Source organism: Aeromonas sp. WP2-W18-CRE-05 (assembly GCF_014168615.1).
GTDB classification, from domain to species: Bacteria; Pseudomonadota; Gammaproteobacteria; order Enterobacterales; family Aeromonadaceae; genus Aeromonas; species Aeromonas caviae.
Window position 1 is genome coordinate 2769154 of record NZ_AP021917.1, and the last position, 14074, is coordinate 2783227.

General features: G+C 58.8%; 9 protein-coding genes. 7 read left to right on the forward strand and 2 right to left on the reverse strand.

Going from position 1 to position 14074, the window contains the following annotated elements; all coding sequences use genetic code 11:
* Nucleotides 1-136: 136 nt before the first annotated feature.
* From pabB to H7R73_RS13015, 3 genes are all read left to right on the forward strand, one after another.
* The gene (gene pabB / locus H7R73_RS13005; protein ID WP_103260228.1) at nucleotides 137-1507 is read left to right on the forward strand and encodes an aminodeoxychorismate synthase component I; all 1371 of its coding nucleotides are present in this window, start codon (nucleotides 137-139) and stop codon (nucleotides 1505-1507) included.
* Between the two features lie 43 nt (nucleotides 1508-1550).
* Nucleotides 1551-2117, forward strand: coding sequence for a CoA pyrophosphatase (locus tag H7R73_RS13010; RefSeq protein ID WP_029314598.1), 567 nt, complete (start codon nucleotides 1551-1553; stop codon nucleotides 2115-2117).
* A 215-nt stretch (nucleotides 2118-2332) separates the two neighbouring features.
* Entirely contained in the window at nucleotides 2333-3631 is a 1299-nt protein-coding gene (locus H7R73_RS13015) for a serine/threonine transporter (protein ID WP_103260229.1), read from the forward strand.
* A gap of 742 nt (nucleotides 3632-4373) precedes the next feature.
* Here the strand turns inward: H7R73_RS13015 and sstT are convergent.
* Nucleotides 4374-5624 carry a serine/threonine transporter SstT gene (gene sstT, locus H7R73_RS13020; RefSeq protein WP_041215073.1) on the reverse strand — a complete coding sequence of 417 codons (1251 nt, stop codon included), beginning with the start codon at nucleotides 5622-5624 and terminating at the stop codon, nucleotides 4374-4376.
* 333 nt (nucleotides 5625-5957) lie between these two features.
* Between sstT and H7R73_RS13025 the strand changes: the two genes are divergently transcribed.
* The 4 genes from H7R73_RS13025 (at nucleotide 5958) to H7R73_RS13040 (ending at nucleotide 13202) form a co-directional block, all read left to right on the forward strand.
* The gene (locus H7R73_RS13025; RefSeq protein WP_103260230.1) at nucleotides 5958-7880 is read left to right on the forward strand and encodes a RecQ family ATP-dependent DNA helicase; all 1923 of its coding nucleotides are present in this window, start codon (nucleotides 5958-5960) and stop codon (nucleotides 7878-7880) included.
* Between the two features lie 572 nt (nucleotides 7881-8452).
* Nucleotides 8453-10375 carry a PrkA family serine protein kinase gene (locus H7R73_RS13030; protein WP_010674903.1) on the forward strand — a complete coding sequence of 641 codons (1923 nt, stop codon included), beginning with the start codon at nucleotides 8453-8455 and terminating at the stop codon, nucleotides 10373-10375.
* 24 nt (nucleotides 10376-10399) lie between these two features.
* Nucleotides 10400-11671 carry a YeaH/YhbH family protein gene (locus H7R73_RS13035; protein WP_182951159.1) on the forward strand — a complete coding sequence of 424 codons (1272 nt, stop codon included), beginning with the start codon at nucleotides 10400-10402 and terminating at the stop codon, nucleotides 11669-11671.
* A 10-nt stretch (nucleotides 11672-11681) separates the two neighbouring features.
* Nucleotides 11682-13202: a SpoVR family protein gene (locus H7R73_RS13040; protein WP_103260232.1), complete on the forward strand. Its 1521-nt coding sequence runs from the start codon at nucleotides 11682-11684 to the stop codon at nucleotides 13200-13202.
* Nucleotides 13203-13261: 59 nt separating this feature from the next.
* On the opposite strand, the gene fadR is transcribed toward H7R73_RS13040, so the two are convergent.
* On the reverse strand, nucleotides 13262-13975 hold the full coding sequence (fadR, locus tag H7R73_RS13045) for a fatty acid metabolism transcriptional regulator FadR (RefSeq protein WP_010674906.1): 714 nt from the start codon (nucleotides 13973-13975) through the stop codon (nucleotides 13262-13264).
* Nucleotides 13976-14074: the final 99 nt, after the last annotated feature.

Below are 14074 nucleotides of genomic sequence, written 5' to 3' on the forward strand. Positions count from 1 at the left end.
AAATGCACCTGGAGCCGGCAGACTGCGGCGTGTTTTTATAACGGTGTTTTTCTTAAAAATGCCGGCGGCCATGATACGCTTGACCACCCGAACCGGCTAGGGAGCCGGGCGCAAACTGTTGCCTATGTAACAAAAAATGAAACCAAGACTGCATATCCACCATTTCGACCCGCAGGTCTCGCTCCACACCTGGTTCGCCTGCCTGCAACACCAACACTGGGCCATCCTGCTGGAATCCGCCGGCCCCCTGGGGGCTGACAACGGTTTTGACATCATCAGCGCCGATCCGCTTGCCACCCTGGAAACCCGGGGTACCAGCACCTGCCTCACCCAGGATAACCACCAGCACCATCATGACGGCGATCCCCTCGCCCTGCTCGCCAAGACCCAGCAAGCCCTGCTCGGGGAGCGCGTTGAGGATGACTCGGGATTGCCGTTTATCGGGGGAGCCCTGGGACTCTTTGGCTACGATCTGGGCCGACGATTCGAGCGTCTGCCCGCAGTGGCGCAACAGGACATCCAGGTGCCCGACATGGCGGTCGGGATCTACGACTGGGCGCTGCTGCGAAATGTCGCAACGGGACACTGGCAGCTGGCCCACTGGGGTGATGAAGCCGGCCTCGCCCGCAGGCTCGACTGGCTGATGGCGCAACGCGAACGAACCACCCTCCCCCTTCGCCTGACCGGCCCCTGGCAGAGCAACATGACGCGGGCCGAATACGGCGACAAGTTTGCCCGTATCCAGGCCTATCTGGCGGCGGGGGATTGTTACCAGATCAACCTGACCCAGCGCTTCAGCGCCCCTTATCAGGGGGATGAATGGTCCGCCTATCTCGCCCTGAGCGCCGCCAACAAGGCGCCGTTCTCCGCCTTTATCCGCCTGCCGCAAAGCGCCATTCTGAGCCTCTCCCCGGAGCGTTTCCTGCTGCTCGACAAGCGCCATATCGAGACCAAGCCCATCAAGGGCACCCGGCCTCGCCACCCGGATCCCGCCCAGGATGCCAGGGTGGCCGAGTCGCTCGCCAGCGCCGACAAGGACAGATCGGAGAACCTGATGATCGTCGATCTGCTGCGCAACGACATCGGCCGGGTGAGCCGGCCGGGATCGGTCACGGTCCCGCATCTCTTTGCCGTGGAATCCTTCCCGGCGGTGCATCATCTGGTCTCCACCATTCACGGAGAACTGGATGCGCGCTGGCAAGAAGTGGATCTGCTGCGGGCCTGCTTCCCCGGCGGCTCCATCACAGGGGCTCCCAAGATCCGGGCGATGGAGATCATCGAGGAGCTGGAGCCGGTGCGGCGCAATGCCTACTGCGGCAGCATCGGTTATCTGAGTCAGCACGAAAGGATGGATACCAGCATCTGCATCCGTACCCTGATCGCCGAAGCCGGTCAGCTGCACTGCTGGGCGGGGGGCGGCATCATCGCAGACTCCGATCCCGACGCCGAATATCAGGAGACCTACGACAAGGTGGCCCGCATCCTGCCACTGCTTGATGCCCTTTGATCCCATCCGGCCCTGCGGGGCCGACACAAGGAGACCCATGGAGATGACGAGTGCCGAGCTGCTGACCCGCTTTTTGCTGCAGCGCCCCGCCCCCGCCCATCGCCTGGCACTGGCCGGGCTCAAACCTGCCGCCGTGCTGATCCCCCTGGTGGAGCGCCCCGAGGGCCTGCACCTGCTGCTGACGCGCCGCAGCGCCGCCCTGCGCCACCACCCGGGGCAGATCAGCTTTCCCGGCGGGCGTCAGGACCCGGAAGACCGGGACCTCATTCACACCGCGCTCAGGGAAACCGAGGAGGAGCTTGGCATTCCCCCCTCCCAGATCCGGATCATCGGCAGCCTCACCCCTCTCAATACCGTCTCGCGCTACGATGTGCTGCCGGTCCTCGCCATGCTCGACCCAGGCTACGGGCTGACCCTGAGCCAGGACGAGGTGGCCCAGGCCTTCGAAGTCCCCCTCGCCCACGTGCTGGATCCGGGGCAGCACATAGCCCTGAGCCTGCCAAGGGCGGACGGACGTCACACCATCTATTGGATCCCTTGGGAGCAATCTTTCATCTGGGGAGCCACTGCCAGCATGATCCGCCAGCTTGCCCAGCACATCTCAACATAACATTTTGACAACACAATGAGGTGGAAAATTATCCAGTTAACATTCAAATAACACTGCATTTGATAAATAAATTTTGATTTTTTATTCTTTTGATCACATTTCTACAAGAAAGTACGGGTTTCAGCCGCACAAAGGTGAATTTGATCAACATTTTTGATTAAAAAGAAAGTATTCTTGCGCCGACTAATTAAAACCACACATTCGGGGTGAGACACATGTCCAATACTGTCACTGGCGCACAGGATGTTGCAGCCGCACAGGAGCAAGGAATCAGCTCGGTCCAATCTCGCGGTTGGAGTAAACAAGACACCACCTGGGTGATCAGCCTGTTCGGTACCGCCGTCGGTGCAGGCATCCTGTTCCTGCCCATCAACGCCGGCATGGATGGCTTCTGGCCGCTGGTGGTGATGGCGCTGCTGGTCGGCCCCATGACTTACCTGGCACACCGTGGTCTGGCGCGCTTCGTGCTTTCCTCCAAGCAACCCAATGCCGACATCACCCAGGTGGTGGAAGAGCACTTCGGCGTGGGTGCCGGTAAATTGATCACCCTGCTCTACTTCTTCGCCATCTACCCCATCGTGCTGATCTACGGTGTGGGCATCACCAATACGGTGGAAAGCTTCCTGGTCAACCAGTTGCAGATAACGCCGCCCCCGCGCTGGATCCTCTCCATCGTGCTCATCATGGCCATGATGTCCGTGATGCTGGCTGGCGAGAAGCTGATGCTGAAAGTGACCGAGTTCCTGGTCTATCCGCTCATCGCCATTCTGGCGGGCATCTCCCTGTACCTGATCCCGGACTGGACCGGTGCGGCCCTGAATGAAATGCCGAGCACCAAGGACTTCGCCACCACCCTGTGGCTGACCATCCCGGTGCTGGTCTTCTCCTTCAACCACAGCCCGGCCATCTCCAGCTTCGCCCTGGCCCAGCGCCGTGATCACGGTGAGCATGCCGTCGCCAAGTCCGACGCCATCCTCAAGCGCACCGCCATCATTCTGCTGGGCTTCGTGATGTTCTTCGTCTTCTCCTGCGTGATGAGCCTGACACCGGCCCAGCTGGCAGAAGCCAAGTCCCAGAACATCGCCGTGCTCTCCTACCTGGCCAACCAGCATGCGAGCCCCATCATCTCCTACTTCGGTCCGCTGGTTGCCTTCGTGGCCATCGTCTCCTCCTTCTTCGGCCACTATCTGGGTGCCCGTGAAGGTCTGAAAGGGATGATCGTCCAGAACATGCGCAGCTCCGGCAAGGCACCGAACCACAAGAAGGTGGAGCTATTCATCATCGCCTTCTTCATCCTGACCCTGTGGGGCGTGGCCGTGATCAACCCCTCCATCCTCGGGATGATCGAATCCCTGGGTGGCCCCATCATCGCCACCATCCTGTTCCTCATGCCCATGTACGCCATCAAGCGCGTTCCGGCCATGGCGAAATACCAGGGCCAGATCAGCAACGTCTTCGTGGCGACCATGGGCCTTATCGCCATCTCCGCCATCCTTTATCAACTGGTCGGCTAAGCCTTCCTGCGATACCGTCGGGCCAGCATCTGGCCCGGCGCCTCCCACAGCCCGGCAGATCTCCTCTGCCGGGCTGTGTTCGTTATGATCATCAGGTACTGGGCTCAGATGATCAGAGCCCCCAGCCCTCAAATCAGAGACAGCCCTTTCACCCACTCTCTTTCCCCTTGGTGACAGCTTGCCGCTCATATTCCTTTCCCCATGACACACGACCAAGACGTACTGTGTTATCCCGTCATCTGCTGAGCGCCATCGGCCTTGCCAGGCAGAACACCAGAGCCCTTGCCCTTACCAGGAACGCCCGCTCTTCGGGGTTTAGCCCAGAGAGCCGACATCCCCACCCAATGGAGCCTTTCTTCAAGGCATTCAAGGAAAATTCCGGCCACAGGGCGCAGGCAAACCGCCGAGAGGGCCTTGACCGGGATTCTCGTGCAGCGACCGAAGAACAGATGACCCCTTCGGTCACCAGAGGGGATGCCACAAGCCGCCATGCTGACAGCATAAGCAGCCCGATATGCCCGGCCGAATGCAGCGCCGGGCACGTTGGTACAGGGAATGGCGTGTTGGCGGTGGCGAGAACACGAAGGCGGCCAACGGGCCCCTCCCGGGAAATCACACAGGGGGATCCGAGCACTGTCAATGCCATGACACGGCGAGAAGGTGCAGGGCGCCTGACGCGCACGCAAATAATTAAAGCGCCCTCCGAAGAGGGCGCCTGTGCAGAGCGGAACGTCTTAGGGGATCAGGCTTCGCGGCTGGGCACCGGGGCGGCATCCAGCAGGCTCTCATCCTCGGCCATACAGGCGGCCGCAGTGAACAGCACGTCGGTGGAGCTGTTGAGGGCCGTCTCGGCGGAATCCTGCAACACCCCGATGATGAAGCCAACGGCCACCACCTGCATGGCGATGTCGTTGCTGATACCGAACAGGCTGCACGCCAGCGGGATCAGCAGCAGGGAGCCGCCCGCCACACCGGAAGCGCCACAGGCACTGATGGTGGCGACGACGGAGAGCAGAATGGCGGTCGCCATGTCCACTTCCATCCCCAGGGTATGCACCGCCGCCATGGTGAGCACGGTAATGGTGATGGCGGCGCCGGCCATGTTGATGGTGGCCCCCAGCGGGATGGAGACCGCATAGGTGTCTTCCGGCAGGCGCAGCCTCTCGGCCAGAGCCATGTTGACCGGAATGTTGGCGGCGGAACTGCGGGTGAAGAAGGCGGTCACACCGCTCTCTTTCAGGCAGGTCAGCACCAGGGGATAGGGGTTGCGCTTGATCTTCCAGAAGACGATGAGCGGATTGACCACGAAGGCGATGAACAGCATGCAGCCGATCAGTACCGCCAGCAGCTGGGCATAGCCAAACAGCGCATCGAAGCCGGTTTCAGCCAGGGTGGAGGCAACCAGACCCAGGATGCCGAGCGGAGCGCAACGGATCACGGCCTTGACGATGGCGGAAACCCCGTGAGACACATCGGAAATCAGTGATTTGGTGCTCTCATTGGCGTGACGCATGGCGATACCAAGGCCGATGGCCCAGGCCAGGATGCCGATATAGTTGGCTTCCAGCAGTGCTTTCACCGGGTTGGTCACCACGTTGAACAGCAGGGTCTGCAGCACTTCCGTGATGCCCCCCGGCGGCGTGATCTCGGTAGCGCCTGCCACCAGATGCAGGTTGGAGGGGAAGAGGAAGCTCGCCACCACTGCCACGGCAGCCGCCAGGAAGGTACCCAGCACATAGAGCAGCAGGATCGGTTTCATGTTGGTCTTCTGGCCGTGCTTGTGGCCGATGATCGCCGACATCACCAGCACGAAGACCAGCAGCGGCGCCACGGCCTTCAGGGCGCCGACGAACAGACTGCCGAGCAGACCCGCCGCCTTGGCCCACTCGGGCATGAACATCGCAAGAAGGATACCGAATACCAGACCGACCAGGATCTGGCTAACCAGACTGGTGCTGTTGACCAGTCGAATGAGGGGGTGTTGTTGTGTCATCAAGTAGTCCCTGTGCACTCATGGTGCGTGAATCATTAGTCCTGTTGGCAACCAGCCCCGCGCATTGGCACCGGTCCGTTGACGGTGACGCCGTGGGCAGCTCTTCTGGTGGATCTGTCCCGTTCGCGTGGGGTTGCGGACAGGAATATCCCATCTGCCATGGTTTTTTTCCACATAATCACTGAAAAATATCAGGGTTACCTCACAAAAAATCTACAACAATGTGATAACACAATATCAACCACGGTCAAAATGTCACCAAACCAGTCCGATCATCGGCCACCACTGGGCCAGAAGTGATATGATGACGCCCTTTTTTCAGGGAGCCTTGCCATGATCACCTCTTTATTGACCCGACACTTCGGCTTTGATCGCTTGCGGCCCGGGCAGGAAGCGGTGATCAGTCGTCTGCTGGCCGGCAAGAGCGCCGCAGCCATCTTCCCGACTGGCGCGGGGAAATCCCTCTGCTATCAATTGCCCGCCCTCGCACTGCCCCACCTGACCCTGGTCATCTCTCCCCTGCTGGCCCTGATGCACGATCAGCTCGCCTTTCTGCGCAGCAAGGGGATCGCCGCCGCCACTCTGGACTCCAGTCAGACAGCGGAAGAGAGCAGGCGCGTGATGCAGCAGGCCAGCGATGGCCAGCTCAAAATCCTGATGATCTCGGTGGAGCGCCTCAAAAATGAGCGCTTTCGCCGCTTCATCGCCCACATCCCCCTGTCACTGCTGGTAGTGGACGAGGCCCACTGCATCTCGGAGTGGGGCCACAACTTTCGCCCCGACTACCTCAAGCTGCCGGATCATCGCCGTGAACTGGCCATTCCCCAGGTGCTGTTGCTGACCGCCACCGCCACCCCGGCCGTCATGGCGGACATGCAGGCAAAATTTGCCATCGACCGGGACGATCTGGTGGTCACCGGTTTCTACAGACCCAATCTGGATCTGGCCGTCCTCCCGCTGGCCGGCACTGCCCGCGATACCTGGCTGCGCGAGGAGCTGCAGCGGGATCCGGCCGCCCCCACCATCGTCTACGTGACTCTGCAACACAGCGCAGAGCAGTGCGCCGCGCAGCTACAGGCCAGCGGCATCCGGGCATGCGCCTACCATGCGGGGCTCGATCCCGCCCTGCGCAGCCAGATCCAGCACGACTTCATGGCTGGCAGACTCGACTGCATCGTGGCCACCATCGCCTTTGGCATGGGCATCGACAAGGCCGACATTCGCCGGGTCATTCACTACGACCTCCCCAAGTCCATCGAGAACTACAGCCAGGAGATAGGCCGCGCCGGACGTGACGGGCTTCCCTCCCGCTGCACCGTGCTGGCGAGCCGCGCCCAGTTGCCGGTACTGGAAAACTTCGTCTATGGGGATACGCCGGACAGGGACGCCATCGCGCACTTGCTCGATATCGTGCGCCAGAGCGGCACCGAGTGGGAATTCAGCCTGCTGCGCCTCTCCAACGAGACCAACATTCGCCAACTGCCCCTCAAGACCCTGCTGGTCTATCTGGAGATGGCAGGGGTCATTGCACCGGCCTACAGCTACTTTGCCGAGTACCGTTTCAGGTTCGTACTGGAAAAACAGGCGATCCTCGCTCGTTTCAATCCCGAACGCCGCCAGTTCCTGGAGCAGGTCTTTGCCTGCGCCCCCCAGGCGCGCACCTGGTGCACCATGGACTTCGAAGCGCTGTGGCAGGGATACCAGGGGGAACGCCAGCGCGCCGCGACGGCGCTGGACTACCTGCAGCAGCAGGGTTGGATCGAGCTTGAAAGCAAGCAGATGACCGAGGTCTATCGGGTGCTGAGCCAGCAAATCGATACCGCGACCCTGGCTGAAGAGCTGCATGGATTGTTTGAAAAGAAAGAGCAGAGCGAGCTGGCCCGCCTTCAGGCGCTGCTGGCCTTTTTCACCTCGACCACCTGCCTCAGCCATGAGCTTGCCCGCTATTTTGCCGACGACGCGGCCCCCGAGCGGTGCGGGCACTGTTCCATCTGCCGGGGAGAGATCGCCGTGTTGCCGCCGATTGCATCACCGGGCTTGCCCAACGAGCACGGTTTGCGCGCCTGGTGCGATCCGCTGATCGCCCTGTGCCATCAGCGCCATCCCAGGATCCTGACCCGTTTCCTGTGTGGCATCGCCACCCCGCTGACGACCCGTCTCAAGGCCAGGGATCTGGCCGGTTTTGGCCAGTTGGCGGACCATCCCTTCGCCGAGGTGCTGGCAGCGGTGTCAGCCCTCTATCCCGCCGAATCCTGAGCTTGCAGGTTTGGCGCCGTTCAGGCGCTGAAAAAATAAGACCCTCGCGGATGCGAGGGTCAAGCCAACGGAAACGTGCTTAAACAGAGCTTAGTATCTGCACAATCACCCACTCTCTTGCTAAAGCGATGACTGCTCGACACAGGGCCAATCTAGAGCAGCCAGAATGTAGCGTCAATGTAAAAATTAGAGCAAAAGCACCAAACAAATGACATTACGTTGACGTAAGCGACATGCACTTTCACCCTCTATTCCCTGCCGCCCTTGCCCTTGCTGGCACCGCCCCCTGACAAAACAGAGCGTCACCATTTTCTCCCTCTGGCACGCAAAGATTTATTTTTTATGTCTTTGACATTTGCATCACTGTCGTGGCAAAAATAATTTAACAGTCAGTAACATAGGTATGTCACTTACTGCTTCTTCCCGCACGAGGATCGGGAAGCTCCCGCACAAACTTAAACCAATGATGGCGATGGATTACTGGGGGCTGTTGACTAGGCTTATGAGGTAAACAGAACAAAAGTAGTGATCCACTCTTTTTCAGGGCAAGCGACTATAACGAGGGCTAAGTTATGGGCATCTTCGAGCACTATCAACAGCGGTATGAGAAGGCCAGAGAGGAGGAGTACAGCATCCAGGAGTTTCTGGATATGTGCAAACAGGACAAATCCTGCTACGCCTCTGCCGCCGAACGTCTGCTGACCGCCATCGGCGAGCCGGAAATGATCGACACCTCGACCAATCCACGTCTCAGCCGTCTCTTTTCCAACCGCGTCGTCGCGCGTTATCCCGCTTTCAAAGACTTCTATGGCATGGAAGAGGCCATCGAACAGATTGTCTCCTATCTCAAACATTCCGCTCAGGGCCTGGAAGAGAAGAAACAGATCCTCTATCTGCTCGGACCGGTTGGCGGCGGTAAATCCTCGCTAGCAGAGAAACTCAAATCCCTGATGCAAAAAGTGCCCATCTATCGCATCAAGGGCTCACCGGTGAACGATCACCCCTTCTGCCTGTTTGACATCGACGAAGATGGCGAAATCCTCGAGAAGGAGTACGGCATCCCTCGCCGTTATCTGCGTCCCATCATGTCTCCCTGGGTCGCCAAGCGCCTTCACGAGTTTGGTGGCGACATCACCAAGTTCAAGGTGGAAAAGGTGAACCCCTCCATCCTCGATCAGATCGCCATCGCCAAGACCGAACCGGGGGACGACAACAACCAGGACATCTCCTCCTTGGTCGGCAAGGTCGATATCCGCATGCTGGAACACTTCGCCCAGGATGATGCCGATGCTTACTCCTACTCCGGTGCGCTGTGCAAGGCAAACCAGGGGATGATGGAGTTCGTCGAGATGTTCAAGGCCCCCATCAAGGTGCTGCACCCGCTGCTGACGGCGACGCAAGAGGGAAACTACAACGGTACCGAGGGGCTCTCCGCCCTCCCCTTCGACGGCATCCTGCTGGCCCACTCCAACGAATCCGAGTGGCAGCAGTTCCGCAACAACAAGAACAACGAAGCCTTCCTCGACCGTGTTTACATCGTCAAGGTGCCCTACTGCCTGCGCGTCTCGGAAGAGGTGAAGATCTATGAAAAACTGCTGTTCAACAGCGAGCTGACCGAGGCCAAATGCGCACCGGGTACTCTGGAATTGCTGGGCCAGTTCTCGGTGCTGTCGCGACTCAAGGAGCCGGAAAACTCCAGCCTCTACTCCAAGATGCGGGTCTATGACGGCGAGAGTCTCAAAGACACGGACCCCAAGGCGAAAAGCTATCAGGAGTACCGCGACTATGCCGGTGTCGATGAGGGCATGAACGGCCTCTCCACCCGCTTCGCGTTCAAGATCCTCTCCCGCGTCTTCAACTTCGACCACGCGGAAGTGGCCGCCAACCCGGTGCACCTCTTCTACGTGCTGGAGCAGCAGATAGAGCGCGAGCAGTTCCCGCAAGAGCTGCACGATCGCTATCTGGAGTTCATCAAGGGTTACCTGACTCCGCGCTACGTCGAGTTCATCGGCAAGGAGATCCAGACCGCCTACCTCGAGTCGTATTCAGAGTACGGTCAGAACATCTTCGATCGCTACGTCACCTACGCCGACTTCTGGATCCAGGATCAGGAGTATCGTGACCCCGAAACCGGCCAGCTGTTTGACAGAGCGTCTCTCAACAGCGAGCTGGAGAAAATTGAAAAACCTGCCGGGATCAGCAACCCGAAAGATTTCCGCAACGAAATCGTCAACTTCGTGCTGCGTGCCCGGGCCAACAATGCAGGCCGTAACCCCAACTGGACCAGTTACGAGAAGCTGCGCACCGTGATCGAGAAGAAGATGTTCTCCAACACGGAAGAGCTGCTGCCGGTTATCTCCTTCAACAGCAAAACCTCGGCTGAGGAGCAGAAGAAGCACGATAACTTTGTCGAACGGATGATGGAGAAAGGCTACACCCGCAAACAGGTGCGGCTGCTCTCCGAGTGGTATCTCAGGGTACGCAAGTCATCCTGACCCTGCCGTGTTCAAGGGGGAGTTATGGCGCATTTTATCGACCGCAGGCTCAACGGCAAAAACAAAAGCGCTGTCAATCGGCAGCGCTTCATCCGCCGCTACAAGAAGCAGATAAAACAAGCGGTCTCGGATGCTGTCTCCAAGCGCAGCATTCAGGACGTAGACAAGGGGGAGAGCATCAGCATCCCGACCAAGGACATCGGGGAACCCCATTTTCATCAGGGTCATGGCGGCAAACGGGAGATGGTGCATCCGGGCAACGACCAGTTCGTATCTGGTGACAAGATTGACCGGCCCAAAGGGGGTGGCGGCGGCCAGGGGAGTGGCGAGGGCCAGGCCTCGGATCAAGGAGAGGGCGTCGATGATTTCGTCTTCCAGATCTCCAAGGACGAGTACCTGGACTTGCTGTTCGAGGATCTGGAACTGCCGCGGCTGCAAAAGACCCAGCTCAACCAGCTGATGGAGATGAAGACCTACCGGGCCGGCTACACCTCCAACGGGGTGCCTGCCAACATCAACGTGGTGCGCTCCCTGCAAAATTCGCTGGCGCGGCGCATGGCGCTGCAGGCAGGCAAGAAACGTCAGTTGCGTGAACTGGAGGAGCGCCTGGCCCAGCTGGCTTGCGAGCCCAACGACCATTTCGCCGAAATGGCGCAACTTGAAAAAGAGATCAGGGAGCTGAAACGGCGGATCGATGCGGTCCCCTTTATCGACACCTTCGACCTCAAATTCAACAACTTTGTCAAACGGCCCGTCCCCTCGAGCCAGGCGGTGATGTTCTGCCTGATGGACGTCTCCGGTTCCATGGATCAGGCTACCAAAGAGATGGCCAAGCGTTTCTATATCCTGCTTTATCTATTCCTGAGCCGGACTTACAAGAATGTCGAGGTGGTCTACATTCGCCACCACACCCAGGCCAAGGAGGTGGACGAGCACGAGTTCTTCTACTCCCAGGAGACCGGCGGTACCATCGTCTCCAGTGCGCTCAAGATGATGAACGACATCATCAACGAACGTTATCCCGCCAACCAGTGGAACATCTATGCGGCGCAGGCATCGGACGGTGACAACTGGGCCGATGACTCACCCCAGTGCAGGGAGATCCTGATGCGCGACATCATGCCGCAGGTGCGTTACTACTCCTACATCGAGATCACTACCCGCGCCCACCAGACCCTGTGGCACGAATATGAGGCGGTGGCAGAGCAATACGCCCACTTCGCCATGGAGCACATTCGCAAGGTCGAGGACATTTATCCGGTGTTCCGGGAATTGTTCAAGAAGCAAGCGGCTTGAGGGATCACATATGGTAGAAACCGCAAGAAAGATAGCGCCGCTGGACGATGGTCCTGACTGGAACTTCGATCTGCTGGAGCTTTATCACCAGGAGATAGCCCGGGTCGCCAAATTCTATCGGCTCGACACCTATCCCAACCAGATCGAGGTGATCACCGCAGAGCAGATGATGGATGCCTACTCCAGCGTGGGCATGCCCATCGGTTATCAACACTGGTCATTCGGCAAGCGCTTCATCCACACCGAACGCAACTACAAGCGCGGCCAAATGGGACTGGCCTACGAGATCGTCATCAACTCGGACCCCTGCATCGCCTATCTGATGGAAGAGAACACCATGCCGATGCAGGCGCTGGTCATGGCCCACGCCTGCTATGGTCACAACTCCTTCTTCAAGAACAACTATCTGTTCAAGGCCTGGACCGATGCCTCCTCCATCATCGACTACCTGTTGTTTGCCAAGAACTACATCACCGAGTGCGAGGAAAAACACGGCATCGATGCGGTGGAGAAACTGCTCGACTCCTGCCATGCCCTGATGAACTTCGGGGTGGATCGTTACAAGCGGCCCCAGAAGATTTCTCTGGCCGAGGAGAAGCGACGCCAGAAGGCGCGGGAAGATTATCTGCAAACCCAGGTCAATGAGCTGTGGCGTACCCTGCCCAAGCAGCACAAGATTGCCGGGGTGGAAGACAGGCGCTATCCTGCCGAGCCTCAGGAGAACATCCTCTATTTCATCGAAAAGAATGCCCCCCTGCTCGAGCCCTGGCAGCGCGAGGTAGTGCGTATCGTGCGCAAGATCAGTCAGTACTTCTACCCGCAGAAGCAGACGCAGGTGATGAACGAGGGCTGGGCCACCTTCTGGCACTACACCATTCTCAACCACCTCTATGACGAGGGAAAAATCAGCGATCGCTTCATGCTGGAGGTGCTGCACAGCCACACCAACGTGGTCTATCAGCCCCCCTACAACAGCCGGTATTACTCGGGGATCAACCCCTACGCCCTTGGCTTTGCCATGTTCACCGACCTGCGTCGCATCTGCGAACACCCAACCGAGGAGGACAAATACTGGTTCCCCGATTACGCTGGCACCAACTGGGTCGAGACATTGCATTTCGCCATGCAGAACTTCAAGGACGAAAGCTTCATCAGCCAGTTCCTCAGTCCCAAGGTGATGCGCGACATGAAGCTCTTTGCCATCGATGACGACGATCTGAAGAACTACCTCAAGGTATCCGCCATTCACAATGAAGAGGGCTACCGGCTGGTGCGTAGCACCCTGTCCGCTCAATACAACCTGAGCAACCTGGAGCCCAACATTCAGGTCTACAACGTGGCAGTGAAAGGCGATCGCTCCCTGACCCTGCGCTATGTTCCCCACAATCGCATCCCCCTTGGCGAGTCACGTCACGAGGTGCTCAAGCATCTGCATCAACTGTGGGGCTTCGATGTGGTGCTGGAGCAGGACAATGGCGAGCTATCCGCAGATATCATCGGCCGTTGTCCGGACCGCAAGAGCATGACCTGACGTCAGTACCGGGCATAAAAAAACGCGCCATCAGGCGCGTTTTTCTTGGATCAGGGCAATCAGTTGTCACACAGGTTGCTTGGCATGTCCTGACGCAGACGGGTCCAAAGCTTGCCAGACTCGATGCCGTACTGGCGCACCGTCATGAACACGGCTTCGTGATCCTTGGTTTCGGCCAGCTTGCGCAGCGTCTTGTAGTAGGCATCTGCGGTTTCGCGCGCCTGCTTGTCCGAGAAGTAGTAGCGGCCAACCCGGCTGTACAAGCCCTTGAAACCATTGAGGATCAAGGCATAGATGGGGTTGCCCGAGGCAAACGAAAGCTGGTGATGCAAACGGTAGTCGAAGTCCGCATAGGCCTCGGCCGTGTTCTCCACATCATCGGCACCACGCAGTATCTCGGCGGCCTGTTCCGGGTTGTTGCGAATGGCGCCACGGATGAAGATGGTGCAGATGTTGGTCCGGGCAGAGAGCAGCTGTGCCACCAGATCCGGCACCTTGTCCTGATCGAGACGCGCCAGGGTCTCCAGGATGTTGAGACCGGAGGTTTCCCAGAAATTGTTGACCTTGGTCGGTTTGCCATGCTGGATGGTGAGCCAGCCATCACGGGCAAGGCGCTGCAACACTTCACGCAAGGTAGTGCGAGTCACGCCGATCAATTCGGACAGCTCGCGCTCCGCCGGCAGAATGGATCCAGGAGGAAAGCGATTGTTCCAGATGGACTCGATGATGTATTCCTCGGCAAACCCGGCAGGGCTTTGCGCTTTAATGACCATGTAATGACTCTGTTGTAGTGCGTAAAAAGGCCCCCGAATAATAGCAAAGCCGGTCATGCTGGCAAGCAGAAGGTCGGTCCTCTGCTCACATTACCCCGA

Excerpts from the sequence above, each read along its gene's own strand:
- fadR (WP_010674906.1), bottom strand. The coding sequence starts at position 13,975 with ATGGTCATTAAAGCGCAAAGCCCTGCCGGGTTTGCCGAGGAATACATC.
- H7R73_RS13010 (WP_029314598.1), top strand. The coding sequence starts at position 1,551 with ATGACGAGTGCCGAGCTGCTGACCCGCTTTTTGCTGCAGCGCCCCGCC.
- pabB (WP_103260228.1), top strand. The coding sequence starts at position 137 with ATGAAACCAAGACTGCATATCCACCATTTCGACCCGCAGGTCTCGCTC.
- H7R73_RS13040 (WP_103260232.1), top strand. The coding sequence starts at position 11,682 with ATGGTAGAAACCGCAAGAAAGATAGCGCCGCTGGACGATGGTCCTGAC.
- H7R73_RS13025 (WP_103260230.1), top strand. The coding sequence starts at position 5,958 with ATGATCACCTCTTTATTGACCCGACACTTCGGCTTTGATCGCTTGCGG.
- sstT (WP_041215073.1), bottom strand. The coding sequence starts at position 5,624 with ATGACACAACAACACCCCCTCATTCGACTGGTCAACAGCACCAGTCTG.
- H7R73_RS13015 (WP_103260229.1), top strand. The coding sequence starts at position 2,333 with ATGTCCAATACTGTCACTGGCGCACAGGATGTTGCAGCCGCACAGGAG.
- H7R73_RS13030 (WP_010674903.1), top strand. The coding sequence starts at position 8,453 with ATGGGCATCTTCGAGCACTATCAACAGCGGTATGAGAAGGCCAGAGAG.
- H7R73_RS13035 (WP_182951159.1), top strand. The coding sequence starts at position 10,400 with ATGGCGCATTTTATCGACCGCAGGCTCAACGGCAAAAACAAAAGCGCT.